20 protein-coding genes are annotated in these 23,606 nt (G+C 63.6%); 6 read left to right on the top strand and 14 right to left on the bottom strand.

Translation table 11 applies throughout. From position 1 onward, the window contains the following. Positions 1-2 precede the first annotated feature (2 nt). Genes HAP47_RS05740 through HAP47_RS05730 form a run of 3 tightly spaced genes read left to right on the top strand, consistent with a single transcriptional unit; the run spans position 3 to position 3,120 of the window. Complete coding sequence (locus tag HAP47_RS05740; protein ID WP_173639068.1) at positions 3-2,054, top strand: FUSC family protein; 2,052 nt, start codon at positions 3-5, stop codon at positions 2,052-2,054. Further along, positions 2,051-2,257, top strand: coding sequence for a DUF1656 domain-containing protein (locus HAP47_RS05735; protein WP_173639069.1), 207 nt, complete (start codon positions 2,051-2,053; stop codon positions 2,255-2,257). Before HAP47_RS05740 ends, HAP47_RS05735 begins: the two co-directional genes overlap by 4 nt. Next, positions 2,254-3,120, top strand: a complete 867-nt coding sequence (locus HAP47_RS05730; protein WP_173639070.1) for an efflux RND transporter periplasmic adaptor subunit — start codon at positions 2,254-2,256, stop codon at positions 3,118-3,120. Before HAP47_RS05735 ends, HAP47_RS05730 begins: the two co-directional genes overlap by 4 nt. Positions 3,121-3,189: 69 nt before the next feature. Here the strand turns inward: HAP47_RS05730 and HAP47_RS05725 are convergent, their stop codons facing one another. Both HAP47_RS05725 and HAP47_RS05720 read right to left on the bottom strand, forming a co-directional pair. Further along, complete coding sequence (locus HAP47_RS05725) at positions 3,190-4,053, bottom strand: tetratricopeptide repeat protein (RefSeq protein WP_173639071.1); 864 nt, start codon at positions 4,051-4,053, stop codon at positions 3,190-3,192. Between the two features lie 37 nt (positions 4,054-4,090). After that, positions 4,091-4,744 carry a FecR family protein gene (locus HAP47_RS05720; RefSeq protein WP_231168777.1) on the bottom strand — a complete coding sequence of 218 codons (654 nt, stop codon included), beginning with the start codon at positions 4,742-4,744 and terminating at the stop codon, positions 4,091-4,093. Between the two features lie 400 nt (positions 4,745-5,144). Here HAP47_RS05720 and HAP47_RS05715 point away from each other — a divergent pair, with 400 nt between their 5' ends. Continuing rightward, positions 5,145-9,161, top strand: coding sequence for a DUF5801 repeats-in-toxin domain-containing protein (locus HAP47_RS05715; protein ID WP_173639072.1), 4,017 nt, complete (start codon positions 5,145-5,147; stop codon positions 9,159-9,161). Positions 9,162-9,341: 180 nt separating this feature from the next. Here the strand turns inward: HAP47_RS05715 and HAP47_RS05710 are convergent, their stop codons facing one another. Continuing rightward, entirely contained in the window at positions 9,342-11,111 is a 1,770-nt protein-coding gene (locus HAP47_RS05710) for an alkaline phosphatase family protein (protein ID WP_173639073.1), read from the bottom strand. 428 nt (positions 11,112-11,539) lie between these two features. On the opposite strand from HAP47_RS05710, the gene HAP47_RS05705 reads away from it, so the two are divergent. After that, entirely contained in the window at positions 11,540-12,847 is a 1,308-nt protein-coding gene (locus HAP47_RS05705; protein ID WP_231168776.1) for a cytochrome c peroxidase, read from the top strand. Positions 12,848-12,856: 9 nt separating this feature from the next. On the opposite strand, the gene HAP47_RS05700 is transcribed toward HAP47_RS05705, so the two are convergent. The 4 genes from HAP47_RS05700 to HAP47_RS05685 form a co-directional block, all read right to left on the bottom strand. Further along, positions 12,857-13,555 carry a hypothetical protein gene (locus HAP47_RS05700; RefSeq protein ID WP_231168775.1) on the bottom strand — a complete coding sequence of 233 codons (699 nt, stop codon included), beginning with the start codon at positions 13,553-13,555 and terminating at the stop codon, positions 12,857-12,859. A 116-nt stretch (positions 13,556-13,671) separates the two neighbouring features. Further along, entirely contained in the window at positions 13,672-15,729 is a 2,058-nt protein-coding gene (locus HAP47_RS05695; RefSeq protein ID WP_231168774.1) for a phospholipase C, read from the bottom strand. Between the two features lie 236 nt (positions 15,730-15,965). Next, positions 15,966-17,342, bottom strand: coding sequence for a cytochrome c peroxidase (locus HAP47_RS05690; RefSeq protein ID WP_173639075.1), 1,377 nt, complete (start codon positions 17,340-17,342; stop codon positions 15,966-15,968). Beyond that, a complete protein-coding gene (locus tag HAP47_RS05685; RefSeq protein WP_231168773.1) occupies positions 17,339-18,070 on the bottom strand; it encodes an EfeM/EfeO family lipoprotein in 732 nt (243 codons plus the stop codon). Before HAP47_RS05685 ends, HAP47_RS05690 begins: the two co-directional genes overlap by 4 nt. 131 nt (positions 18,071-18,201) lie before the next feature. On the opposite strand from HAP47_RS05685, the gene HAP47_RS05680 reads away from it, so the two are divergent. Beyond that, positions 18,202-18,849, top strand: coding sequence for a prepilin peptidase (locus HAP47_RS05680; RefSeq protein ID WP_231168772.1), 648 nt, complete (start codon positions 18,202-18,204; stop codon positions 18,847-18,849). Between the two features lie 7 nt (positions 18,850-18,856). On the opposite strand, the gene HAP47_RS05675 is transcribed toward HAP47_RS05680, so the two are convergent. The 7 genes from HAP47_RS05675 to HAP47_RS05645 are packed head-to-tail and all read right to left on the bottom strand — an operon-like array spanning position 18,857 to position 23,601. Then, the gene (locus HAP47_RS05675) at positions 18,857-19,501 is read right to left on the bottom strand and encodes a hypothetical protein (protein ID WP_173639077.1); all 645 of its coding nucleotides are present in this window, start codon (positions 19,499-19,501) and stop codon (positions 18,857-18,859) included. Continuing rightward, on the bottom strand, positions 19,498-20,061 hold the full coding sequence (gspM, locus tag HAP47_RS05670; RefSeq protein WP_231168771.1) for a type II secretion system protein GspM: 564 nt from the start codon (positions 20,059-20,061) through the stop codon (positions 19,498-19,500). Before gspM ends, HAP47_RS05675 begins: the two co-directional genes overlap by 4 nt. Beyond that, positions 20,058-21,131, bottom strand: a complete 1,074-nt coding sequence (locus HAP47_RS05665) for a PilN domain-containing protein (protein ID WP_173639078.1) — start codon at positions 21,129-21,131, stop codon at positions 20,058-20,060. The genes gspM and HAP47_RS05665 overlap by 4 nt, the downstream gene beginning before the upstream one ends. Then, complete coding sequence (locus HAP47_RS05660) at positions 21,131-22,048, bottom strand: general secretion pathway protein GspK (RefSeq protein ID WP_173639079.1); 918 nt, start codon at positions 22,046-22,048, stop codon at positions 21,131-21,133. Before HAP47_RS05660 ends, HAP47_RS05665 begins: the two co-directional genes overlap by 1 nt. Beyond that, positions 22,048-22,755, bottom strand: a complete 708-nt coding sequence (locus HAP47_RS05655; protein WP_173639080.1) for a PulJ/GspJ family protein — start codon at positions 22,753-22,755, stop codon at positions 22,048-22,050. Before HAP47_RS05655 ends, HAP47_RS05660 begins: the two co-directional genes overlap by 1 nt. Further along, positions 22,752-23,171, bottom strand: coding sequence for a prepilin-type N-terminal cleavage/methylation domain-containing protein (locus HAP47_RS05650; protein ID WP_231168770.1), 420 nt, complete (start codon positions 23,169-23,171; stop codon positions 22,752-22,754). The genes HAP47_RS05655 and HAP47_RS05650 overlap by 4 nt, the downstream gene beginning before the upstream one ends. Further along, the gene (locus HAP47_RS05645; RefSeq protein ID WP_173639082.1) at positions 23,137-23,601 is read right to left on the bottom strand and encodes a type II secretion system protein; all 465 of its coding nucleotides are present in this window, start codon (positions 23,599-23,601) and stop codon (positions 23,137-23,139) included. The genes HAP47_RS05650 and HAP47_RS05645 overlap by 35 nt, the downstream gene beginning before the upstream one ends. Between the last annotated feature and the right edge of the window lie 5 nt (positions 23,602-23,606).

Genomic DNA, 23,606 nt, shown 5'->3' with positions numbered 1-23,606 from the left:
TCATGCGCGCGGAAGAGCCGTTCCTGGTCCGCCATGCGGACCTCATCTTCGCGTTGAAGACGTTCGCCGCGTCGATGCTGGCGCTTGTCATCGCATTGGCGATCGATCTGCCGCGGCCCTATTGGGCGATGGCGACGGTCTATATCACGTCGCAGCCGCTGGCCGGCGCGACGAGCTCGAAGGCGTTCTTCCGCGTGATCGGCACCCTGGTCGGCGCGAGCATGACGGTCGCCCTGGTGCCGAACCTAGTCAATGCACCGGAGCTGCTGTGCCTCGCGATCGCGCTCTGGGTCGGACTGTGCCTTTATCTGTCGCTGCTCGACGGCACGCCGCGCAGCTATGTCTTCATGCTGGGCGGATATACCGTCGCACTGATCGGCTTTCCGTCGGTCGCCGACCCGGGCAGCATCTTCGATGTCGCGCTGGCGCGGGTCGAGGAGATCTCGCTCGGCATCATCTGTGCCAGCCTGGTCTCGACCGTGGTGTTTCCGCGCAGCGTCGCGCCGGCGGTCGGCGGCCGCATCAGAAGCTGGCTGTCGGATGCGCGCCGCCTCTCCCGCGACGTGCTGCTTGATCACGGAACCAGCGAGATGCGCCGGGCCCAACGCCTTCGCCTTGCGACCGACATCGTCGAGATCGATACGCTGGCAACCCATGTCGCCTATGATCGGCTGGCCGATGCCGGCACCGCGCGCGGCCTCGGCGAGGTCCGGCTGCGCATGCTGATGCTGTTGCCGATCATCACGTCGATCGAAGACCGGCTTGCCGCACTCGGCGAAGCAGCGCTGCAAAGGCAGCCGGAGCTGCGGCGCCTGATCGGCGATCTCGCCGCATGGATCGTGGACGAGGATCGCCAGCGGCAATCCGGCAACGAGATCCGCGCTGCGATCGCCGAGCGGCAATCTGCCCTCGACGGCCTCGCGCCGCGCGAGCGTATCATCACGATTAGCCTGCTGCTCCGGCTCCGCGAGCTTGTCGACATCTCGGCCGACTGCCGCGCAATCGGCGATGCGATCGCCGCGGGCCAGGATATCTCCACCGTCCCGCTGGCGTTCCACCCGGAATCGGGGGCCGCGCCGGTCCGTCATCGCGACCACGGCATGGCGCTGTGGTCAGCCGCGGGGGCGGCAGTGGCCATCCTGATCTGCTGCGGACTCTGGATTGCGACCGGTTGGGCCGATGGCGCCTCGGCGCCGATGATGGCGGCGGTCGCCTGCTCATTCTTCGCCGCGCAGGATGAGCCGGCGCGCAGCATCCGGGCCTTCGGCCTGTTTTCGCTGGTTGCGATCGTCGTCGTCGCGATCTATCAATTCGCACTGGTGCCAGGCATCTCCCATGTCGAGGTTCTGATCGCCGCGCTGGCGCCGACCTTCCTGCTATACGGCTTCCTGATCGCGCGGCCCAACACCGCGCCGATCGGCATGGCGCTCGCCGCCAACACCGCGACGCTGTTGGCGCTGCAATCGACCTACAGCGCAGATTTTGCCAGTTTTGCCAACACCTCGGTCGCCTTCTTCCTCGGCGTCGTCATCGCCGAGATCGTGACGCGGGTCGCGCGCGGTGTCGGCGCCGAATGGATCGCCAAACGGCTGATGACGTCGGGCTGGCAGACGCTTGCGGCCGCGGCGGAGCGGCGCGGCCACGGCGATCGTGCGCAGTTTGCCGGCCTGATGCTGCATCGGCTCGGCCTATTGGTACAGCGCATCGCCTTCATCTCCGAAAGCGACCGCCGCGATGCCGACAGCCTGGTCCAGCTGCGCATCGGGCTCAACATCATCGACCTCAGGCGGGCTCGTTACGGCCTCGCCGCATCGACCGTGCGTGCCATCGACGACATGCTGGACGACCTCGCGGCGGCATTTCGCGCCCATGCGGACGAGGCGATGCCGGCCGAATTGCTGCCATGCATCGATGCGGCGCTGACCGCGGTCGTCAAGGATCCCAATGAGCGCGCGCGGGACGATGCATTACTCGGACTCGTCGGCATTCGCCGCGGCCTGTTTCCGGATGCACCTGCGTATCGATCGCAGCCCCAGGAGAGTTTTGCTGCATGAGATATGAGCTCGACATCTACGGTGTCCTGGTCCCGGCGCTGCTGCTGTGGCTGATCGTTGCCTATGCGCTGAGCGCGGGGATCAGCCGGATCATGCAACGCTTCGGGCTCTACCGGCTGGTCTGGCATCGCGCGCTGTTCAATTTTGCCTTGTACGTATGCCTGCTGGGCGTCGTCGTCTATCTTTCGGAGTTTCTGCCATGAAGGGGAATTTCGCCTGGCTCGGCCGGGTTGCACTGACCGCGATTGCGCTCGTTGCCGCGCTCGCTGTCGGCCGCGCGCTCTGGGTCTACTATATGCAGTCGCCGTGGACCCGCGACGGCAAGGTCCGCGCCGACGTGGTGCAGGTTGCTCCCGACGTCTCCGGCTTCGTCACCGACGTGCTGGTCAAGGACAATCAGCAAGTGCATCGCGGCGATATCCTGTTCCGGATCGATCGCGCCCGGTTTGCCCTGGCGTTGCGGCAGGCCGATGCGGCGGTCGCCGGTCATCGCGCGACGCTGGATCAGGCCGACGCCGACCTCAAACGCTACAGCGCGCTGACCACCGACGCGGTATCGCAGCAGAAGCAGGAGCAGATCCTGGCCACGCAGCTCCAGGCCAAGGCCGCCTATGACCAGGCGGTGGCCGATCGCGCTGTCGCGCAGCTCAATCTGGATCGCAGCGAGGTGCACGCATCGGTGAACGGCACCATCACCAACATGGAGCTGCGGCCCGGCGCCTATGTCACCGCGGGCAAGGGCGTGATGGCGCTGGTCGACACCGATACGCTGCATGTCGAGGGCTATTTCGAGGAGACCAAGCTCGCGCGCATTCACGTCGGCGACAAGGCGCAGGTTCGGCTGATGGGCGAGCCGGTACGGCTCACCGGACATGTCGAGAGCATTGCCGCCGGCATCGCAGACCGCGATCGCACGGACGGCGCGAACCTGCTCGCAAACGTCAATCCGACCTTCAGCTGGGTCCGGCTCGCCCAACGCGTCCCGGTGCGCATCGCGCTCGATCACCTGCCGGATCGCATCGCATTGGTCGCCGGCCGTTCGGCAACGGTGGAGATCATGGACTAGCCGGGCCGGAGCGGACGCGCTGGCGGCGGCACCAAGCCGACCCGGCCGCCGCCTACGGCGACCATCTCGCTATTGCACGCCGTAGCGCGCGAAGTCGTCGCCGATGCTGCCCTGGATAGCCTTGGCCGCCGAGATGTCGACATTGCCGCCGGCCTTGTCGCCCTGCTTCAGCTTCGCCAGCCCGCGTCCATAGAGTGCGCTTGCCAGCTTCGGGTCGATGCCGAGCGCGGAGCTATAGTCGTCGATGGCCGCGCCAAGCTCGCCGGTCTTCAGATGGATTAGGCCGCGCGAGTCGTAGGTCGCAGCGTTGGCGGACCCCGATTGCAGCGCCTTGTTGCAATCTTGCAGCGCCTCCTGCAACGAACCAAGGATAGCCCGGCTCCAGCAGCGTCCGTTCCACACGCCGTCCAGGTTCGGCTCGAGGCGAATGGCCTGATCGTAGTCCTGCCCAGCGCGGGCATATTCATTCTTCTTCAGGTAGGCACCGGCTCGGTTGGCAAAGGCTTCGCCGTAGTTCGGGTTGAGCCTGATGGCCTGATCGAACGCGTCGGTCGCGCGATCGTATTCGCGCTTCCTGAAGTAAGCCACGCCGCGGTTGTTGAACGGCTTGGCGTAGGTTGGATTGAGCTCGATGGATCGATCGAAATCCCGGATGGCGCGGTCATAGTCTTCCTTGGCGGCGTAGGCGTTGCCACGGTTGTTGTAGGCGATCGCGAGGCCGGCCGGCGTCACGTCCTGCCCCGCATCGATCAGCGCCGTACATCCGTCAATGCGCGCGTCCAGGGGCGCATTGCCTCGGCCGCTGCACAGTTCGACGTTCCGCAGATAGCTGTCCTTTGGCTTCGGCTTCTGCGCGACCGCCGGCAACGCAAAGAGCGCAACGAGAAGCGATATCAGACTGACAAGTGCGCCCGCGCTTGCACGAGATTTCATGTCGGCCCTTGCTTGCTCGAAAAGGCCCACGCCTGACCTAGCATCCTCGACAGATGTTTGGATTGAACTTGTGGGGGATGTTTTGCTCAGGTTGCTGCGTCGTTCGTATCCCGGTCTTTCTGACCTTGCTCTTGCCCTCTTCCACGAGCGTCGCGAACCTGACCGTTCCATCGTCGGATATTTCGATGCGTGGCGTGGTGCCTCGAATTCCCATCGTCGCGGCGGGCGTGTCGATCTTCATGTCACCGGTCTTCGCGATATTGCCGGCAACGAAGGTGAATGTTCCATTGGCCAGCTTCAACAAGGTCGAGTTCGACTTGCCGTTCGGGTCGTACACAAATTCGGTCATCGCCATCTTGGCGTTGCTCGACAGATTGAACGAGGTGCCATCGGTGAAGTTGATCCCCACCCGACCATCGGCCCCGGTCTGCACCACATCGCCCAAATAGACGGGGTCGCCAACATGCGTCTGAGGCGGTTTGTCGGGCAGCCCCGCTTGAACGACGACTGCACTCTCATGCTCGATCGTGACCGAACCGGTGGCCGCCACGACTTTCCCGATGAATTTTAATGGAGAATTCTGGACCGCGGGCTGCGCCGGCTCGGTTTGCGCTTGCACCTGGCCGGGCGCGAGAGTTGCAAGCGCCAGGACGAAGCCTGCAAGCAATTGAACAAGCAAATGGATACGCACGATCCCCTCCTTTGAGAAGATTTCGTCGTGTCGCAGCGCGATGGTAACCGGACCGTCGGGCCGAGACCGCAGGACCTGGAGTGCCAATTAAGTTGCCGCGGACAGGCCTAAGTACCTGACGCAGCTAGACTAAAAATTAATAAGTAGACAATTTCGTTGGTAACTATACTATTAATTTTGCGGGGCTGCACGCGCGATAAAGGACAGCTGTTCTGCCATTTTCGTAAGGCTCCGCGCAGCACTGGAATTCGATTTCCACTACCGAATATAATTTCAATCAGGACGTTTCGGCGGGCAAGCCTATGGCTGCTGACGCGAGGATTTTTCACCTCGCGGCGAGCCAAACCAAAAAACTACGGCAACCACGTTCCGTCTGAATTGCTTAGCAGGCGAAAAGCCAATGTCAGTTGCGTCCGGCGTCGAGTTCGGGGGCGTGTGCGTGGCCGCTTTGGGCCAGCCGCCCCGATTGATCGGCAATATTGAGACGGCGATCGGCTGCGGCACTATCAGGCGTGCAAGCGGCATCGCGGTTCGCGGCGCGATTGGCGACCCCGTTCGGGAGGGTGACGTCATCGAGGTCGCAGCCGGCGGGCGGATCGAGATACGCTTGATCGATGGCGGGGTGCTCGACCTGCCAGGCGGCACCTGCCTCGAGCTAAATGCGTACGCGCAGGACCCCAACGACATCGTGCAACCGAGCCTGCTCGCGAAGACCAGGGGCATCCTCCGTTCCATTGGCAGTTGGCTGGCGAGGTCGGGCACTCCGACAGCGGCCCCGTCGGTGGGCAACATTCGGGCGGGCGGCTTCGGCACGCTGTCGCTCACCGCGCTGACCTTCTCGCTCCTGAACGACGCCCGGGCTGCGGAGCCGAACGTCACGTTCCTGGACGACGACAGCATCACCTACAAGGACCTCCACCACGGCGTGTTTGAGCTCGTGACCAAGGAGGCAATCCCCCGGCACATCGTCGTCGACGATCCCGGAGTGACAATCATCTTGAGCGCCAAGGGGTCGTCGGTCGGGGTGAACCAGGTCACGAATAGCCCGGCCCATATGGAAGAACTGCGGGAGGCCCAACAGGAGGCACTTGCCAATTTCGAGAAGGGAGCAGGATCAAAAGGGTCCGGCATGCCCGCTTCCGAAGGGTCGCCGCTGCTGCAACCGATCAATTTTCAGCCTGGCGCCCCGCCGCTGACGCAAGATCCGCTCGCGCCCGTGCCGGAGGTTATCTTCGCCACCATTGAGACCTTCAAGCCACCGCCGGTGCCGCCGAGCCTGAACCTCGGAGCAGGGCTCACAGAAATCGACACGGCGAAATTTGACGACTTCCGTGCGGCGAGCGGGACCTTTTCCGCGAGCAGCAAGAACGGTGCAGTGACATTCGGCATCAGCGGAGGAACTGCCGGCAATATGGTGCTGGGCCAGCTGACGTACAACGTGTCGAGCACCGGACAGTTTGGCACGCTCTACCTCAACAGCGAGACGGGAAACTACACGTTCGTTCCGAACAATGCCGCGATCAACGCACTGAAGGTCAACTCGAGCCAGGATTTCGTTATCACCGTATCGGACGGCACGCTCTCGACGAGTGAGAGTTTCAACATCACCATTGTTGGCGTCGATGATGCCTCCATCATCTCCGGCGCCAAGGCTGGCGCGGTTGTGGGGGCAGTCGGCGTCAGCGGTGCCTCGCCCGGTCTGCTCGTCGCAAGCGGCACGCTCACCGACACCGATGTCGACGACCCCGCCAACACCTTCACCGCGGTGAACGTGCCGACGACAAGTGCGGGCGGCCATGGCACATTCACACTGACGACGGGCGGCGTGTGGACCTATACGCTCAACAACGCCGACAGCTCCGTGCAAGCCCTCCATGTCGGCGACACGCTGAACGACAGCTTCACGGTGACCACGATAGGCGGAACCCCGCAGGTGGTGACAATCACCATCCACGGCCCGCTGATCGAGGCCAGACCGGCGCCGTCGCTGACGCTGAGCGAGACCCATCTGACAGCGACGGCGCTGGACGACAACATCGCCGGCTCGGCACCGGACGCCGCGTTGACGACGACCTCTGGCGAGTTCTCGGCGGCATTCGTTACCGAAGCGGGTCTGGCGGTCAGCTACGCGCTGACGATCATCGGCGGCAACGGTGCAGCGTCGGGACTGATCGATTCGCACACCGGCCTCTCCGACGTGCTGGTTCTGAACGGTAACACCATCGAAGGCCATGTCGGCACAACAAGCGGCACGCTCGCATTCACCATCACGGTCGATCCGGCCACCGGACGCGTAACCTTCGTCGAACACCGAGCGGTGGAACAACCGCTTGGCACCAGCCCGGACAGCGGCGAAGCGATCGCGCTGGGGACAGGCATTGTAAACCTGATCGCGACGGTGACGAACAGCGACGGCCAGTACCAGGATGTAAGCATCGATCTCGGCAAGCAGCTGACGATCACCGACGATGGGCCGAGCATCAAGGCGAACGCAACCGCCCCGTCGCTGACGCTGAGCGAAACGCATCTGACGGCAACGGCGCTGGACGACCACATCGCGGGCTCGGCGCCGTGCGCGGCGCTGACGACGATTTCGGCCGATTTCTCGACGGCGTTCACTTCGGTTCAAGGCGCCGATGGCGCGACGACCCACTATGCGTTGGCGATCAACGGCGGTAACGGCACAGCGTCGGGCCTGATCGACTCGCACACGGGCTGCGCCGACGTGCTGGTTCAGCACGGCAACACCGTTGAAGGCCATGTCGGCACGGCAAGCGGGGAGCTGGCATTCACCATCGCGCTTGATCCGGCCACGGGGAGCGTCACTTTCACCGAGTATCGCGCGGTGACGCATCCGTCCTGCACCAGCGCCGACGAAGCCGTGTCGCTGACCGCCGGCATCGTGAACCTGGTTGCCACCATCGCGGACAAGGATGGCGATACCCAGAGCGCGAGCATCGACCTCGGCAAGCAATTGACGATCACGGACGATCACCCGACCATTAGCGGCTTCCCGGAGACCTTCGTCGCCGCTCAGGACAATCAGACCGCAAACGGCACTTACCATGTCGATTTCGGCGCGGATGGCGACGCCGCGATGCTCGTTGCCGTCCACAATGGTGCAGTCGGCTGCACGGGATACGATCTGTCCACGTCATGCCTGGGTGACGGCATCACCTCGGTACACGTCACCGGACATGGCGATGACTACAGCTTCTACTATACGACCCATGAAGTGGGCGGCGGTGTCGAGCTCGACGCGTACCTCAGGGATTGCGGTGGTACGCTGGCCGATCCGTACTTCAAGTTGCTGATCGATCCGGATGGAACCTATTGCTTTGATCTTGAGCACGCCGGACTGTCGAAGAACGTCACCGTTAGCGGCTCCGATTTCGACGCCCCGGCCTGCGGCACGCCATCATTAACCGCGCCGGACGGACAATTGGTGATTACCGGGTCCGACTGCGCCGGCCATCCGCTCGATGTCAAGGCGTCGGAGTGCGGTATCGCGGTCGGCGACAGCGGCCTGCAAATGGACCCCACCGAGCAGTTGAATCTCGCGTTCTCCGGGAAGCAGTCGCAGGTCAGTTTCGATCTCACGCAATGGCAGGGTTATGGCACCGCCGGCGTGATCCTCAAGGTTCTTGACGGCAGTGCCGACGTTCACGACTTCTGCATCGATGTTCCCAAGCCGCTGTGCGGCAGTGCCAGCTTCGTGGTCCAGGAGACATCGGATGCTTCGTTGATCGACACTTACACTTTTGATGCCACGACGACGACGTACACGCTGTATGTCGACAAGGCTTTCAATCAAGTCCAGGTCGATTACGATCGGCCGGAGGCAGGGCACCCCACCTTCGCGGTCAACAACATCAACTATACTGAAAAGACGAGTATCAACACGGATCTGCTGTTCAATGTAACTGCGGTCGACGGAGATGGCGACTCGGCTACGACCAATCTTCAGTTCGATATTCAGTGCCACACGGCGGGGATGGACGCCTTCACATTCGCGCCCAGCCCGGACAATGCGGCACCACCGGTCGGCGGCAACACCAGCGCTCCGGCGCCCGACGTCAGCGCTACGTCAACGAGCGGCCACGAAGGCGCAGCGGGGTCACAGGCCGTGGTGCCCTTCGCCGGCGGCGGAACGTCCGGAACAACAGAGCAACCCTTTCACTTCGCGGAGGCGCTTCCGAGCCTTGAACAGCAGGGAGCTTCGCCTCCTCCACAATTCGATCAAACCGCCACGTGGTTCGGTCAACACCAGGATTCCGCTGGATTTCGCTTGGCACAAGGGGCTGCAGATGGACTGCCCGCAACCGGGCCGACGATCCCGGCGCACCAGCCAGATTATTTCTCAGTCCACATGCCGGACGCCGTCGTGACCCATACCCCTCACGATCTGATCGTCTAAAGCATGATCCGGAAAAGTGCGAAGCGGTTTTCCGGATCATGCTTTAGATTCTGGTTTTGACGCGCTTTCTTTTCGCGAACCGGTATCCACTTCGCTCGAAAATGCTCTAGCTATCCCCGCGCTCCCGGCCGGCATCTGACCCGCGTCAGATCTCGACGCGGGCCAGAGCCTTTTCTCGGGTCAGTGCCAGCCTTCGCCGGCCTTCAGCGCCGCCGAGAGGCTGCGCACCGGACGCGTCACCAGCGGATCGAGATCAAAGCGCTTCTCGAGCAGCCGGAGGATCGACGTGGTGTCGAAGTCCTCATGCGCGACGCCCGACTTGTTGAAACGCTTGGCGATCAGCAGCGCCGGAACGCGGGTGCCCGGGCCCCACTGGTCCGCAGCACGGGCCTCGGCACCGCGGCGGTTGTGCGGCGGGGGCGGAACGTGGTCCCACTGTCCACCGAATTCGTCATAGGTGATGACGATCAGCGTGTCCTTGCCGTCCGGCCCTTCGACGATCGCCTTGACGAGATCGACGAGATGCTGGCTGCCTTCGGATTCGCTGGTGTAGCCCGGATGCTCGTTCTCCTCGCCGATCGGCTTGATGAAGCTGACCTGCTTCAGCCGGCCGTTCTTGGCCGCCTGGATGAACTCCGCCTCGTCCTTCAGGTGATCCCTGCGGGCCTGCGTTCCGGGCGCGTAGCTGGCGAAGTAGTTGAGCGCCTGATGGTGGAACTGGAAGTCCACATCCGGGCAATTCGGGAACACCGCCGTGGAGAGATGGTTCGGATCGGTGCAGGTCGTGCCGTTGCCGTTGGTCCAGCCGGACGCGCCGACATCGCCATTGGCGTTCGACCAGCCGCCCGAATACCAGGCCCAGTCAACATGCTTGGCCGACAGCCGATCGCCAATGTTCGGCGTGTGCAGCGGAGGCAGGCGCTTGATGTCCGGAGTGCCCGGCGAATAGGGCTGATAGGTCGGCTGCGTAGTGTTGACCGCGTAGTCGCCGCAGGCGAGGCCAGCCGGCAGGCCGGCCTGGTTGCATTTCGCCGTCAGCTGCGCGTCCTTCACGGTCGAGACCGGCGTATAGAGCGGCGTGCTGGTCGGCATGCCGTTGGCGTCGACGATCGAGTGGAAGTCATTGGCGCTGCCATCGTTCAAGGCACCGACGAACTGCGGCGCCGCCGCCGCGACGAGGAACTGGTGGTTGAGGAACGAACCGCCGAAGGCGCCCTGGAAGAAGCTGTCGGCGATCACATAGTTCGGCGCACCGTGGCCGTGGAGATAGGTGTAGATGGGCAGCTTCTTGGTGTCGTAGTAGCCCATCACCAGACCTTCGGCGTCGCTGCCGGTCACGTAGCGGTTCTGCCGGCCGCCGTTGAGCTGGTACTGCTCGCTGTAGAAGCGATGCACGATGTCCTCGGTGCAGCCGCCGGGCGCGCCGGTGCCGTTGAGGAAGCCGTGCGCCGCAAAGGACCCGAGCGGCTTCGGACAGGTGGTCGCCGAGGTCGGAATGAAGTCGTTGATCTCGAACGGCTTGTTCTTGAAGGCGCTGAGGATGGCGACCGAGCCCGTATTGTCTGTGCAGGTCGTCGGCTGCGGCGACGGAGAGGTCAGGTTGACGTCATTCTGCAACAGGCAGGCGTAGACGGTCTGGTTGTCCTGCCGGACCTGCAACGTATGCGCCTGGTCGGCGTCGGAGGTGCCATTGATCCGGTCACGACCGACATCGCCCCAGTGCCCATAGAGGTTATCGAAGCTGTGGTTCTCCTGGTAGATGACGACGATGTGCTTGTACTGATGCACACCTTCATGGCCGCGGTCGCGCAGGTCACGCAGCTCGTCCCTGACCTCGTGCTTGAACTCATCAACAATCTTTTCGACCAAATTCTCGGCGTTTGCCACCGGCGAGATGGCAACAGCGCCAGCAACAACTGCGAGCGCCGGAATGGCTCCCCAAAGCCGCATAGTGCTCTCCTGATTTCAGAAAGAAATAGAAATGGAGCTACACGCTATGCAAAACACATTTCGCCGGGATGACCGTTTTTCGACGCGCGGACAAACGCGCGAAAAGATGCACGCACCGATAGATCTTCGTTCTGTGCAATTCAGATCGGCCTGCGTCTCGTTGATCGATCGTCATCAAACCGCAATCAACGATCGTCTATCCAAATAGATGGTCATTGATCCTGACGACAGGAAACCGTCGCCTCCGTGACATCTTCCGAGGTACGGCAGCGCAAATGCATTGTGGACGGGGGCGTTTTCTCGCAATGGTTTGGGATATTCTGGCGTCCGGCTCAGGGAAATGTCGTGCGGCATCGGCCGATCTTGGCGTTCGAAGCGCACGGGTCGCGTTGCTGGCAGTCGTCGTTGCGCTTCTCCCATTGCGCGCGATGGGATTCCCGCTCGGCGGCGACCAGACCGTGCTGCCCGCCGGCACTGAATTTTTCGAGGACGCGCTGGCACGGCCACGCGAAATCTTTCATTCCGAAGCGATGGGCGGGCGCAAGTCCTATCTGGTCAATCTCGGGGATCTCGCGTTCAATTCGCCTTCCATCCTGGGCGGCAAGGCCCGCCAGGCCGAGATGAGCTGCGGCACCTGTCACGTCAACGGCGCATCGAACCCGAAATTGTTCGTTCCGGGCGTATCCTCCCGCCCCGGCACCTTCGACACGACCAGTCTTGTCTTCAACGCGAAGACGTTCAACAGCATCCTCGATCCGGTCAGGATCCCGAGCCTGCGGGGCGCCCGCTTCCTCGCCCCCTACGGACATGACGGGCGCATCACCTCGCTGCGCGACTTTGTCTATAATGTCATCGTCAATGAGTTTTCCGGACCGCGGCCGCGCGACGAGGTCCTCGACGGGCTTGTGGCCTATATCAACGATATCGATTTCCTCCCCAATCCGAAGATTGCGCCGGGCGGCAGGCTTGCCGCGCAGGCAAGCCTCACTGAGCGTCGTGGCGAGGCTTTGTTCTTCAAACCGTTCTCGAAGCAGGCCGAGCTGAGCTGCGCCGGCTGTCATATTCCAGCCGGAACCTTCAACGACCAGCTGCGTCATGACGTCGGGTCGGGCGGGCTGGTCAAGACCCCCACTTTGCTGAACGCCAATTTCAATGCGCCCTACTTCCACGACGGCCGCTATGACAGCTACGAGCAGGTCGTCGATCATTTCGATCGCGTGTTCGACCTCGAATTGTCGACCCAGGACACACAGGACCTCGTGGCCTATCTGAATGCGGTCGGGGACGGCGAACGCCCCTTCGACAAGGACGGCGTCGTGCTCCGGATGAAGGAAGTGCTCGAGCTCTCGAGCGTGCTCGAGGTCGCGATCCCGGCCGCCGACACCGCGGTGGTGTCGCTGGCCGTAACCGGGGTCGGCGCCGAACTGCGCGAATTGACCGAGCACATCCCCGACATCAGGAACACCTCGGTCGGCGGCAAGGACGAGCGGCTCGCCGCGCGCGCGATCCTGAAGGATCTTGTTCTGACCTTGCGCCGTATCGACCTCGAGGTCGGCGCCGGCCGGATCGACGAAGCGATGGCGGAATACCGCAAATTTGCCCAGCTGGTGAATTTCGACGTTCCGGTCGCGCTGAAGAAGGCCGAGCCCTGGTCCCTCTTCAACGGCAACGTGCATCAGTCGCATTACGCGGCGCTCGGCCGGATACTGCCGGTGACAAGCCAGCAGCCGCAGTAGCGCATGCGCTCACTGCGAGGCCGGCGGCGCGACCCATACATCGCTCTGCTGGATCCGGCGGATCAGCGCTTGCGGGTCGAACTTGCGCAGACCTGCGGGAATTTCGAAGGTTTGCGCCGGCTGCGACTCGTCGCGGATGTGATCGGCGACGATCACCGTCCCATCCGCGGTCTTGATCCGCACCGGAAACCCGCGCGCGCGGTCGATCCAGCCAACAAAGCTCAAACCAGACGGTGCCGTGATTCGATAGACGTCGGTGTTGCGCTCCGCGATCACATCCTCTCCATCGCGCTGGCAGTGCCATGTCGCGAGATCGACCGGCGCGGAAAGCTGTGCCATCGCCAGCCATTGCCGGCAGGGATCGTCCGGATCGACCGGGATGAACAGCTGGGTGAGCGGGCTCGATTGCATGGCCTTCATATAGATGCGGGCGGCCGGGCGGACGAAATAGGCGGCGGGCTTGGCCGTATCGAGCAGAAAGAAGCCGTCCGGCAGCGCGGTTGCATCGATCCGCGCTTTTCCGCCCGAGACCCGCAGCGTTCCCATCGTGGTCGCCGTATCGTCCTTCCGCGCGAGGAGATCGGCGGAAAACTGCTGCGCCGCGGCCGGCATCGGTGCGTTGGCCAGGATGGCCATTGCGAACAGGCAGGCCATGGCGCTCCTGCTTCCCTTCCACATCTTCTTGCACGTCGTCTCGTCGCGTTTCATCGCATATCCCCGGTCGATCCACTGGCAGGCAGAACATGACAGCGCCGACCGAACCAATGGTTCGATCGGCGCCGGCCTCGGATGGACTCAAGACCTCGTCCTGGACGAGAGCTCGATCACTCGGTGAAGGACAACGTGACCGGCTTGCTGAAGTCGAACGCGTCGAACATGTCAGACAGTGCCGGGCTGTTGGTCGGGACGTACTCATTGTTCTTCGAGTAGGTCGGGTTCGGCAAGTTGTCGCGGCTGCGGTGCGTGAGCGGCTCGAGAGCCCAGTTGCGCTCAATGAACTTCAGCAGCGAAACGTGGTCGGCGTAGTTGTGGTTGACCTTGCCGCCCGTCGAATAGGGCGAAAGGATCAAGGTCGGAACGCGCGGTCCGTCGCCGAAGAAGTCGATCGACTGCGTGTAGCCGGAGTCCCAGTAGCCGCCGGCCTCGTCCCAGGTGATGAAGACGGCGGTGTCGGCCTTCAGTTCCGGATTGTTGTCCAGCGCGTTGAGCACGTTCAGGACATAGGCCTCGAACAGATCAACCTTCGAGCTCTGCGGATGACCGTCGAGCAGACCGTCCGGCTTGCCGAACGACACCGCGGGCAGCGTGTTGTGCTGGATCGCCGTGATCAGATCCGCCGTGTCCTTCATGTGAGCCTGACGCACCGCCGGATTGGCCATGATCGAGGTCGCATACTGGAACGGGTTGCAGATCTGGCAGTAGGCAACACCGAGCGCGTGCGCCGGATCGGCGACCGCGGCGGCGCCGAGGTTGGGGTTCGAGGGGTTGGCGGCAACCGCGGCGTTGGAAAGCGCCACGGCGTCGTTGAACGCACCACCATAGAACGCCCAGCTGATGTTCTTCTCGATCAGAGCGTCACCGATCGTACGAACCGACGACGGCGGGACGTTGTTGCCGCCCGACAGCGCGCCGTTCGGCAGATAGCCCGGATTGACGTTGTTGAGCATGTAGTAGTGGTTCGGCTTGCAGTTCGGCTCCGCCGCGTACGGCAGATTGTTGAGGTAGGTGACGATCGGCTTCACGCCGGGTTGGAACACGTCCGAGCAGTTGCTCCAATTGCCGTCGACAGTGTAGCGGTTGACCGAGCCCGCGACCGGGTTCGGGTTGGCGATCAGGTTCGCCGGCGGCGTCACCGGATTGCCCTTGCCGTCGCTCCAGAAGGCCGCATCGCCGGTGCCGAGCATGAAGTGGTTCGCACCGGTGCCGCCGTGGAACGACTGGTGGAAGTTGTCGCTCAGCGTGAAGCGATCGGCGAGCATCTTCAGGATCGGGGCCTGACCCTGCTGGGCATTGTAGAAGCCCATCGAGTTGGCCATGCTCTTGTTGGACGCCGAATAGGTCGCCATCACGAACGGGAACAGGTCGTTCAGGCAGCCCGAATTGTTCTTTTTGGTGGCGCTGGCGGCGCTGCAATCTTCCTGCTGCCAGTCCTGATAGAAGCGATGGGTCGAGTCGCCGGTGTAGTCGTCGTCGCTGATCTGCTCGCCCTGCAGCGGGAACGGTCCGTTGAGACCACCGGCACCGGGAACGCGGGTATCAAGCACACCGGTCGGCAGGCCGCTGAAGCCGGTGGTCAGGATGTCGAGATCGGCCGGGTCCATGTCCTTCTCGACGCTGGCTTCGGCGATCGTCTTGAACGGGGGCGAAGTGTCGCTCTGCGCGGTCGGCGTGCCGTTGGTGTTCGGCTGCGGCATCACGTTGGTCGCGTTGTAGGGCGACTTCGCGATCGCCGGCGCGCCGATGTAGAAGGACGGCTGGCCCGCGACCGAGTATTGCTGCGCCAGCGCGAAGTTCGGTCCCGGCGTTCCGTCCTCGTTGACGATGCCCTTCGACAACAGGTTGGAGATGGTCTGCCCCTTGCCCTTCGGCTTGTACACACCGAAGGTGTGATCGAGGCCGCGGTTCTCACCGATCAGGATGATGACATGCTTGATCGGCGAAGCGGTCTTGCCCTTGCCGCCGTGATCCTTGTCGTCATGATCGTGGTCATGCTTGACGCGATCGGCTTCCTGATGCGCCTGGTGATTGTGATGCGGACGCTTGTCCCAATCACTGTGCCCGCCCGGATAGTGAGCGGCATATGCGGCTGTTGCGACGAGCACCGTTGACGCGATGCAGAGCGCGGTGCTGGTTCGCCAGTACTTTTTGTAGTTCAAACTCATTGTCGACCTCAGGGTGTTTGCGGTTAGCAACACACCCTGCTTAATGCGACAATATGACGCATGATTTTCGCTTGCGTGAAAGCAAGCGAGAAATTTCGAAACGTTCAAACATTCTGTGGAGACATCTGCTGCTTCACGCTGCATCTCAACGATTCGACTCTTCAATTAAAGACCAAAAGTAGATGAAGCGCTCCACGCAGCGACGCGGATCGCAAATGCCTTACAATTCAGCTCAATCAATGCGAGATGTGCCTGGAGCGCATCACCTCGCGAAGCGCGGCGTAATGCTGATCATGCACATCTTGATTGAACAACGACCACGGCTCGGCACTCGCCAGCAACGCAGGCACCGCAGCCGCCATCAGATTGCGATAATTCCTGAACTCGGCTGCAGCATCCGCGTTGCGCCCCCCGGCAACGGCCATCTCGATTCGCCGCAGCGTGAGCACGAGCTCCTTTAGTCCGCTGCGCGCAAGCACGCGCTGCTGCTCGCCGCCAGACACGCTGGTGTTCTTGCGGTCGGGATATTGCTCGGTCAACTCGCGCAGCTCGCGACCGATCGTATCGACTGCAAGCGCGACGATGTCCTTGTCGCCGGCGGGAAGCGCGGTCGCGAGCACCGTCGAGAAATCGTTGATCTCCTTCAGCGTTGCACCGGCATCGTCGCGTTCATAAGGCTGCACGCCGTCGCCGACGGCCGTAAGATAAGCGACGAGGTCGCCCTTGTCCTGCGCCGAGAGGTCGAGCTGAAAGGTCCGGTCGAAATATTCGACGACCTGGTTGAAATTGTCGAAGCGGCCATCGTGGAAATACGGCGAGTTGAAGTCGGCGTTGCGCAGGGTCGGCGTCTTGAACAGGCCACCCGAGCCGACATCATGCGGCCGGTGATCGACAAAGCCGGACGATGGCACGTGGCACCCCGCGCAGCTCAGCGCCGGATCGTGCGGGAACGGCTTCGCGAACAGCGTTTCGCCGCGGCGCTCCGCGTCGGTGATCCTGCCGGCCAGCCGCCCGGCGGGACCAAGGCTCGGGTTGGGCAGGAAATCGATGTCGTGAAGGTAGGCCACGATCGCATCGAGCGTTGCCGGCGACGGCTCGGGACCCGCGAACTCGCTGGTGATGACGTTATGGACGAAGTCACGCAGCGAGGCGAACCGGCCATCGGCGCCGTAGGGTGCAAGATAGCGGGCGCCGCGCAGGCTCGGAATTCGCACCGGATCGAACGCCAGGTTGTTGGCCTTCGGATTGAACAGCGGGCCCGTGGTGTCGAACGTGCCGGGCCGGCTCGACATCTTCGGCATGAAGAATTTGGCGTTGTTCGCACCATTGACGTGGCAGGTCCCGCAGCTCACGCCGGCCTGCCGCGCCACCTCGCCGAGCAGCCCCGGCGAATTGAAGGCGAGATCGCCGAGATTTACCAGATACGACTTGGCTCCGGTGCGCTCGGACTGGAACACCTCGCGCGGCTTGTCGAGCGCATCCTCATTGAGCTCGGTCGCAACCGGCAGCACGGTCTTGTCGCCGTCGACCGGAAACGCCGCCGCGCGCCCGAGCAGCGCAAGGGCGATGACCGCGGACAACAGCGCAGCCGGAAGCAGCTGAAGCGATCTCATCGCGCCTGCGCCTCCAGGGTCGGGCGCTGTAGCCCGAGCTTCGCCGAGGCACTCTGCAACGCGACGACCAGCTCCTCGCTGGTCTGGCGCAGATCGGCGATATTGACATGCGGCAGGTCGGGCGCGGCGACGATCGCCTCGAGCTGCTCGATCCGGTTCGTCACCATCTCGTCGAGCTTGCCGTCGACCGTATTGAGCGCGGCGGAGAAAATCGTGTGATAGGCGAAGTCGATGCCGGCGATGTTGTTGCGCATATCGTCCAGCGAGGTGCCGCTGATGCGCGACTCGCCGCCGTCGGCTTTGCTCTCGCCGACTTCGTAAGCGAGCCGCACGGTGCCATCCAGCAGGCCCTGCGGCGTCAGCTTGATATCCTTGAGCTTGCCGTGAAGATCGTTCAGGTGCTCGACAAGGCCAGTCGCATCGGGAGCGACGTCGGTACTACCCGCTCCGAACAGTTTCGCCTCGATGGCGTGAAACCCGCTGTCCGCATTCGGCCAGGCGTCGATCTGCGCATCGAGCTCAGGCACGAATCCTGCGGTGAACACTTCCGAGCGCTCCCAGCCGGCGCGCGCCGACAGCCAGGCCTTCCGTGCACCGGGCAAATCCGCCGCAGCGGCGCGCTCGCGCAACGCACGCGCACCCGCCAGCGCGCTGGCAACGCCGTCGATCAAATACGGCCGATAGCGTTCGGCGCCGTCGTCGAGAGCGCCCGCGTTCGCGGCGCGCATGCCTGCCGACGCTGCCAGCAAAGCAAGGCACGCCGCCACTCGCATCTTGTGCATAGCCAACCCACTCGTCTGCCGCAAAGGGCTCGCGGCACGTAATCGGCCGAACTATTGTCGGTGTCCTATGCGGATTTGTGACAGCGCAGACTTTTTGTCGCATCTTTTCTGCTTCGCGATCGTTGTCGAAGATCACATTCCTGCAAACGCATTGCTCGAATGAAAATGCACTGTTCAACGCGCGCGAGTTGTTGCAACACAGTGTGTTCACGCGTCACACTTGTCCCGCCAACATGCCAATCGATCGCGAAGCTCTTTATTTCATTGCATCTTACGGCGCGCTTTGCGTGCTGTGCTGCACCGTCGCGCTGATCGATCTGCGCCATGGCATCATTCCCGATTGGCTGAATCTTGCGATCGCGGCACTCGGTCTTGCACATGTCGTCATCACTGAAAGCACGACAGCCGCGTTCAGTGCGATGGCGATCGCCGCTCTCGTCGGCGCCCTGTTCTTTCTGTTGCAGCGCCTCTACTTCGCCTTGCGGCGCGTGGACGGGTTGGGACTGGGCGACGTCAAGTTTCTTGCCGCCGCGACGATCTGGGTCGGCGCGGCGGCAATTCCGACGTTGCTGCTGATCGCGGCGCTCGCGGCACTTGCTGTCGCCGGCAGCCTGCAACTCGCAGGACACGAGATGAAGCGCCAGACGTCGATCCCGTTCGGTCCTTTTCTTGCGCTTGGTCTTCTCCTGACGCCGGCCCTGCAAAGCTGGCTGGGATTGAACTAGCGCGGGATCACCGCTGGATCCGCGCAGCCAACGGCCTCCTGTCGGCACTGACCGGAACGAGGCGGACATCGCCGCTCTGCTCGGTGCCCGGCTGGGGCAATGTGAGCACGGCATCGTGCTCGTCTTTCTGCATCGTGACTTCGCGTCCGCTGATGGCTCGCAGCTTCCATCCCTGGAAATTGTCGCCGAGCTTCAGCCGCAATGCGGTCTTGTTTGCTTGGTCGAGAAATATCCCGAAGCTTTCATCGTCTCCCGCGATCGTGCCGACGAGCGACAGCGGCGGCGGCTCGAGCGCGACCTTGCGTGGCGGCGGCAATGGCTTGCTGACTTCCGGTTCCGCAACGACGGCAGGCGGCGGCCGCCGCGACGGCGAGAAGACCGGTCGGTCGCGGGTGTTGGACAGCGTCTTGAGCGGAATGCCCCACAGCGGATTTGCGCTGAGCGGCCGGGGCGTCGGCGCCGGCGAAGGCGCCACCCGGACCGATGTCACCGGTTCGGACGGCGGCGGTGAACTCAGCACCGGCCCACCCAGACGGGTATCGTCGAGCATCCCGGCATCCAGTGCATCGCCGGATGGGTCAGGCACCGCAGCCGGCGCCGAATAGGCCGACACCGCCAGCAGCACGATGGTTGCAGCGAAGCGTCGCATCATTTGGCTCCTCGCCATTGTCCGGATACGCCGAGCAGCACGCGCAGCTTGCCGGGATCGGCGCCCTTCGCCGCCTCGTCGGCGACGGGTTGCACGACCAATTGGTCGATGAACAGGAACGGCATGCCGGCTTCGAGATCGTAGAGCACCTGCTGCAACTGCGCCTGTTCGATCTCGCTGCTCGCGACCATGCTGATGAAGCCGGCCTTGGCCGGCGCGTTGGGAACGTCGAGCTGCGTCGACAGCACATTGCCGCCGGCCTTGATCACCGCGCCCGACACGCGCTGCAGCAGCGTGGCGCCGGCAACCGTGACGGTCACCCCCTCGAGATAGGCGGAACCGGTCGGCATGGGGGACTGACCGGGCGCGGTATTCGCCTTGGACCGTCCCTCCAGCTGTTCCAGCATTCCGGCCGATGCCGCAACATCGCTGCGCAGGCCGATGATATCCGAGAGCGACGAGATGACGACTAAGAGCAGCAGCACGAAGAGGCCGAGATAGCTCGCGGTCGCGACCAGTGGCGAAGTGCTGACGGCTGTCAGCGATCGGGATGCTGCGCTCACGAGCCGGACCCAAAGGAAGCGGATATATTGGCCTCGACATGGAACCGCTCCGCCGATTCATTCGCGGCGCGGGTCGTCGGCGCAAAGAATGTCGCGCGGGTGAATTGAGGCGACTGTTCCAGCAGGCGGATCAGGGATGGCGCATCCTGGGTCAGTCCCACCACCTGCACCTTGTTGCCCTCGATGCGGAGCTCCGTCACATAGGTCGTGTCGGGCAGGACGCGCGAGATCGCCTCCAGAACCATGACGCTCGACGGCGTCGTCTGCTTGCGCTTGGCGAGCAGGCCGAGACCGGACGAGTCGCCATTGGCATCGAGACGCAGCGCGGCGCGGCGCTGCGAGATGCGGTGTTGCAGGTCCTCCTGCTCGGATTGCAGCCATCCGCCGAGATAGACGTTGAGAAGCAGGGACACCGCGGCCGCCGCTGCCGTCGAGGTCAGACCGATGCGCAACAGGCGCGGAACCGCAGGTCCGGCAAGGCCGCGCAACGATCTATCGAGCAGCGTCACCTGCTGCGGGGCGCCGTCGCCGCCAACGGCCGGCACCGAGACCGCAACGGTGGCGGCGCCCAGCATCCTGGCCATCCGGATCAGCGGATCGACCTTGGTCGCCGCGGTCGCACTGAACGCGACTTCGATACGGTCGTTGGAGATCGGCCGCGGCGCCCCCCAGCCAAAGACCGCATCGGCGGCGGTCCATGGCGTCAGCCGGTCGACCTGCGCGCGGATCATGCCACCGAGGAAGTCGCCCGCCTGGCTCGGGAAATCGAGCACGCGGCTGACGACGTGATCCGATCGCAATCGCACCTCGATGCGGCTGCCGTCGAACGCGGTCTTCCATTCTGTTGACAGCGGAGGCTGCGGCGCATCGTGATCGAGCCGGAACGAAACCGGAGCCGACGGCGAGCCATCTCTCGCCGCGGTGGCGCGGGCTGTGAACGTGCCGTCGGCATTTTCGTCGAGCTCGATGCTGCGCCGGCGCATGAACCTGCCCGCAACGCCGTCGACGGCAGTCGCGACCGCGCCGATCCATTGCTCGAACCATTGCCGTGCTTCGGCGAGTATTGCCATCAACCTCTCCTCCGCGGCAGAACCGTGCTTCGCGGCTCGACATCGTTCTGCCAGGACAACACACGATATGGCTCGACCTTGTCGCCGAGCGCAATTACCGCCTCAGACGTGGTGCGGTGACCGTTGCGGAACCGGATCGAGATTGCGATCCGGTAGCAAGGGCTCTGCGCCGTCGATGCCGCAGTTTGCGGGTTCGGCGCCTGCGATCCGGCACTGAGGCCGCCGTTCGGCGAGGGAACAGCCAACCCGAAGCTGTCCTGGTCTTTCCCCGCTGCCTTATCCACGGCAAGAGCGACTTCCGGCGCGGCAATGGTCGGATCGACATCCGGACTGCCATTGAACACCGTCACGAACGGCAACACACGATCGACAAAGGCTTCGGGGATGCCGGCGACCAGCGCCAACTCGTTGGCATGGGTGAACAGCCCCTGCCGCGGCGAATAGCCGAGCGCGTTGTAGCGCGCGGCCTCCACATTCTCGCTGCCCGGCACAGGCCGGGTTCGCCAGCCGACGATCCGGTCGGCGTACTCGCTGGCCGCGTCCTTCCGGGCGCCGAGCACGACAAAGAGGCCGATCAGCATTTCCTTCGACGCGTAGTTCAGGTCAACCCGGCCGGCCTCCGACGTGAAGGAGACAGCGACGCTGGCGTCGTCCAGCCCGAAATGAAACGCCCCGTGCTGCGGCCTCGTTTTCTCATCCGTCAGCGTCAGCTGATAGGCGGTGAGTTCGAGCCCGGCCGACACCAGCGCCTCGGTCTGCAACGACAGGTCGCTGGCCGCCAACGCGCGCGCCGACGCGGCAAGATAGGCCGAGAAAATGATCGCCAGCGACGACAGCGCGAGCAGGATCCAGAGCACTGCAACGATGACGAAGCCGCGATTGTGCGGCGATCGGCCGAGATTGCCGGACGCGCCCATTACGTCTTCCCCTGATCGGTGGCACCGTCGGAACTTTGCTTGTCGCCGCAATTGCCGTCCGGCTTGGTGCAGTCGCTCGGAATCTGGACATGGACCGGGGCGATGGTCGAAACCGACAGGACGCGCTGGCTCGCCGCATCACGCACGGTCAACCGGATCATCGCCGGCAGCTTGTTGGCATCCTTCCACACGCTCTTCCAGGCGCGGTCAGGACCGGCATAGGCGAACGACAGGCGATAAGGTGCGCGCAGCAGCACGACCGGGCTGCCGAGATGCACCTGCTCCGACAGCGACACCCCGTCGGCCAGCGGCGTGAAGCGCGCCTGCGAACGAACCGTGACGAACTCGCTGCGATCCCGGGTTTCACCAAGGTGCACCACGTCGAGCCCCGGCCCCGCATTCGGCCCCACCGACGTGCGCACGAACGTGACCGACAATTCCGATCCGTCGAACAGCGGCTTGTGGGTATCGCGGTTGGCGGCAACGAACTCCGCCGCGGCGAGATCGGCGCCGATCCGCTCCAGCGCGATCCCGATCAATTCGCTGCGCTGGATCCGGTCGAGCCCCCGGTTCCAGCTCGGCAACCATTGCCCCGTGATGCTGGCGAGCGCCGATAGCAACAGCCCCATCAGCGCCAGCGCGACGATGGTCTCGATCAGCGTAAAGCCACGCTCGCCCGTTCGCTGTGCTGTCCTTGCCGGGGTCATTCCGAAGACCTCGGCATCAGGCGCACGGTGCGAATGTCGGACAACGCACCGCCCGGAGATTTGACGCGAATTCGCACCAGTTCAGGCGCCCAGGGCACGTTGCCCTCGGGCACGGTCCAGTCGCCACCAAGCGGACTGACCTCGATGGTCCAGCGGTAGCCCTCCGCCTGCCCCGTCGACGTGCCCGTCTGCAGTTCGGCGCGCGGCGGAATGCCGACCGTCATCAAAGTGCGCACCGCCTGCATCAGCGCGACGTGCTGCTCCATGGCCCGGACGCCGCGCGTCTTGACGCCCATGACGGCGCCGATCGCAACGATCGAGACAGCCACCAGCGCCAGCGCCACCAGCACCTCGATGATGGTGAACCCCGCGTCAGCGCGGTTAGTTGGCGGCGACGTCGCGAGCAACGATTTCAACCCTTCCGGTGAGCCAGTTGACGCGGACCTCATATCCTGCATCGAGCCGCGTCAGCGCGATGGAGCCGCCGCAGGAGCCGCCATTGGCGAAGAAGCGGATAGTGGACAGTGCGGCGCGGCGCTGACAGCTCTGCGGCAGCACCGCATCGAACCGCACGTCATCGGGGATTCGCACCGTCATGCGTGACGCGCCGGAGTGGATCACCCGGCTCGCCGCGTCGACCAGCGTCGCAACGCTGGCGCTGCGCTCGATGGCGGCGTTGCGATCGGCCTTCAGCAATGTTGCAGTCTGCAACGCATAGGCCTGCAAGCGCGATCGCGAGGTCTGGTGCGGAATGAACGGGAGCAGCACGGCCGCCAGCAGCGCGATGATGGCAAGCACGCACACCATCTCGAGCAGGGTGAAACCGCGCTGCGCTGCGTCATTCATGCTCG

Origin of the sequence: Bradyrhizobium sp. 41S5 (assembly GCF_011516665.3) — a bacterium.
Taxonomy (GTDB): Bacteria; Pseudomonadota; Alphaproteobacteria; order Rhizobiales; family Xanthobacteraceae; genus Bradyrhizobium; species Bradyrhizobium quebecense.
This window is presented reverse-complemented; position numbering and strand designations above follow the sequence as displayed.

What these genes read in the sequence shown, in the direction of transcription:
- HAP47_RS05740 (WP_173639068.1), top strand. Translation starts at nt 3, where the DNA reads ATGCGCGCGGAAGAGCCGTTCCTGGTCCGCCATGCGGACCTCATCTTC.
- HAP47_RS05665 (WP_173639078.1), bottom strand. Translation starts at nt 21,131, where the DNA reads ATGGCAATACTCGCCGAAGCACGGCAATGGTTCGAGCAATGGATCGGC.
- HAP47_RS05690 (WP_173639075.1), bottom strand. Translation starts at nt 17,342, where the DNA reads ATGAGATCGCTTCAGCTGCTTCCGGCTGCGCTGTTGTCCGCGGTCATC.
- HAP47_RS05710 (WP_173639073.1), bottom strand. Translation starts at nt 11,111, where the DNA reads ATGCGGCTTTGGGGAGCCATTCCGGCGCTCGCAGTTGTTGCTGGCGCT.
- HAP47_RS05735 (WP_173639069.1), top strand. Translation starts at nt 2,051, where the DNA reads ATGAGATATGAGCTCGACATCTACGGTGTCCTGGTCCCGGCGCTGCTG.
- HAP47_RS05685 (WP_231168773.1), bottom strand. Translation starts at nt 18,070, where the DNA reads ATGCGCGCCGCGAACGCGGGCGCTCTCGACGACGGCGCCGAACGCTAT.
- HAP47_RS05715 (WP_173639072.1), top strand. Translation starts at nt 5,145, where the DNA reads ATGTCAGTTGCGTCCGGCGTCGAGTTCGGGGGCGTGTGCGTGGCCGCT.
- HAP47_RS05730 (WP_173639070.1), top strand. Translation starts at nt 2,254, where the DNA reads ATGAAGGGGAATTTCGCCTGGCTCGGCCGGGTTGCACTGACCGCGATT.
- HAP47_RS05705 (WP_231168776.1), top strand. Translation starts at nt 11,540, where the DNA reads ATGGGATTCCCGCTCGGCGGCGACCAGACCGTGCTGCCCGCCGGCACT.
- HAP47_RS05660 (WP_173639079.1), bottom strand. Translation starts at nt 22,048, where the DNA reads ATGGGCGCGTCCGGCAATCTCGGCCGATCGCCGCACAATCGCGGCTTC.
- HAP47_RS05675 (WP_173639077.1), bottom strand. Translation starts at nt 19,501, where the DNA reads ATGATGCGACGCTTCGCTGCAACCATCGTGCTGCTGGCGGTGTCGGCC.
- HAP47_RS05655 (WP_173639080.1), bottom strand. Translation starts at nt 22,755, where the DNA reads ATGACCCCGGCAAGGACAGCACAGCGAACGGGCGAGCGTGGCTTTACG.
- HAP47_RS05645 (WP_173639082.1), bottom strand. Translation starts at nt 23,601, where the DNA reads ATGAATGACGCAGCGCAGCGCGGTTTCACCCTGCTCGAGATGGTGTGC.
- HAP47_RS05725 (WP_173639071.1), bottom strand. Translation starts at nt 4,053, where the DNA reads ATGAAATCTCGTGCAAGCGCGGGCGCACTTGTCAGTCTGATATCGCTT.
- HAP47_RS05700 (WP_231168775.1), bottom strand. Translation starts at nt 13,555, where the DNA reads ATGAAACGCGACGAGACGACGTGCAAGAAGATGTGGAAGGGAAGCAGG.
- HAP47_RS05695 (WP_231168774.1), bottom strand. Translation starts at nt 15,729, where the DNA reads ATGAGTTTGAACTACAAAAAGTACTGGCGAACCAGCACCGCGCTCTGC.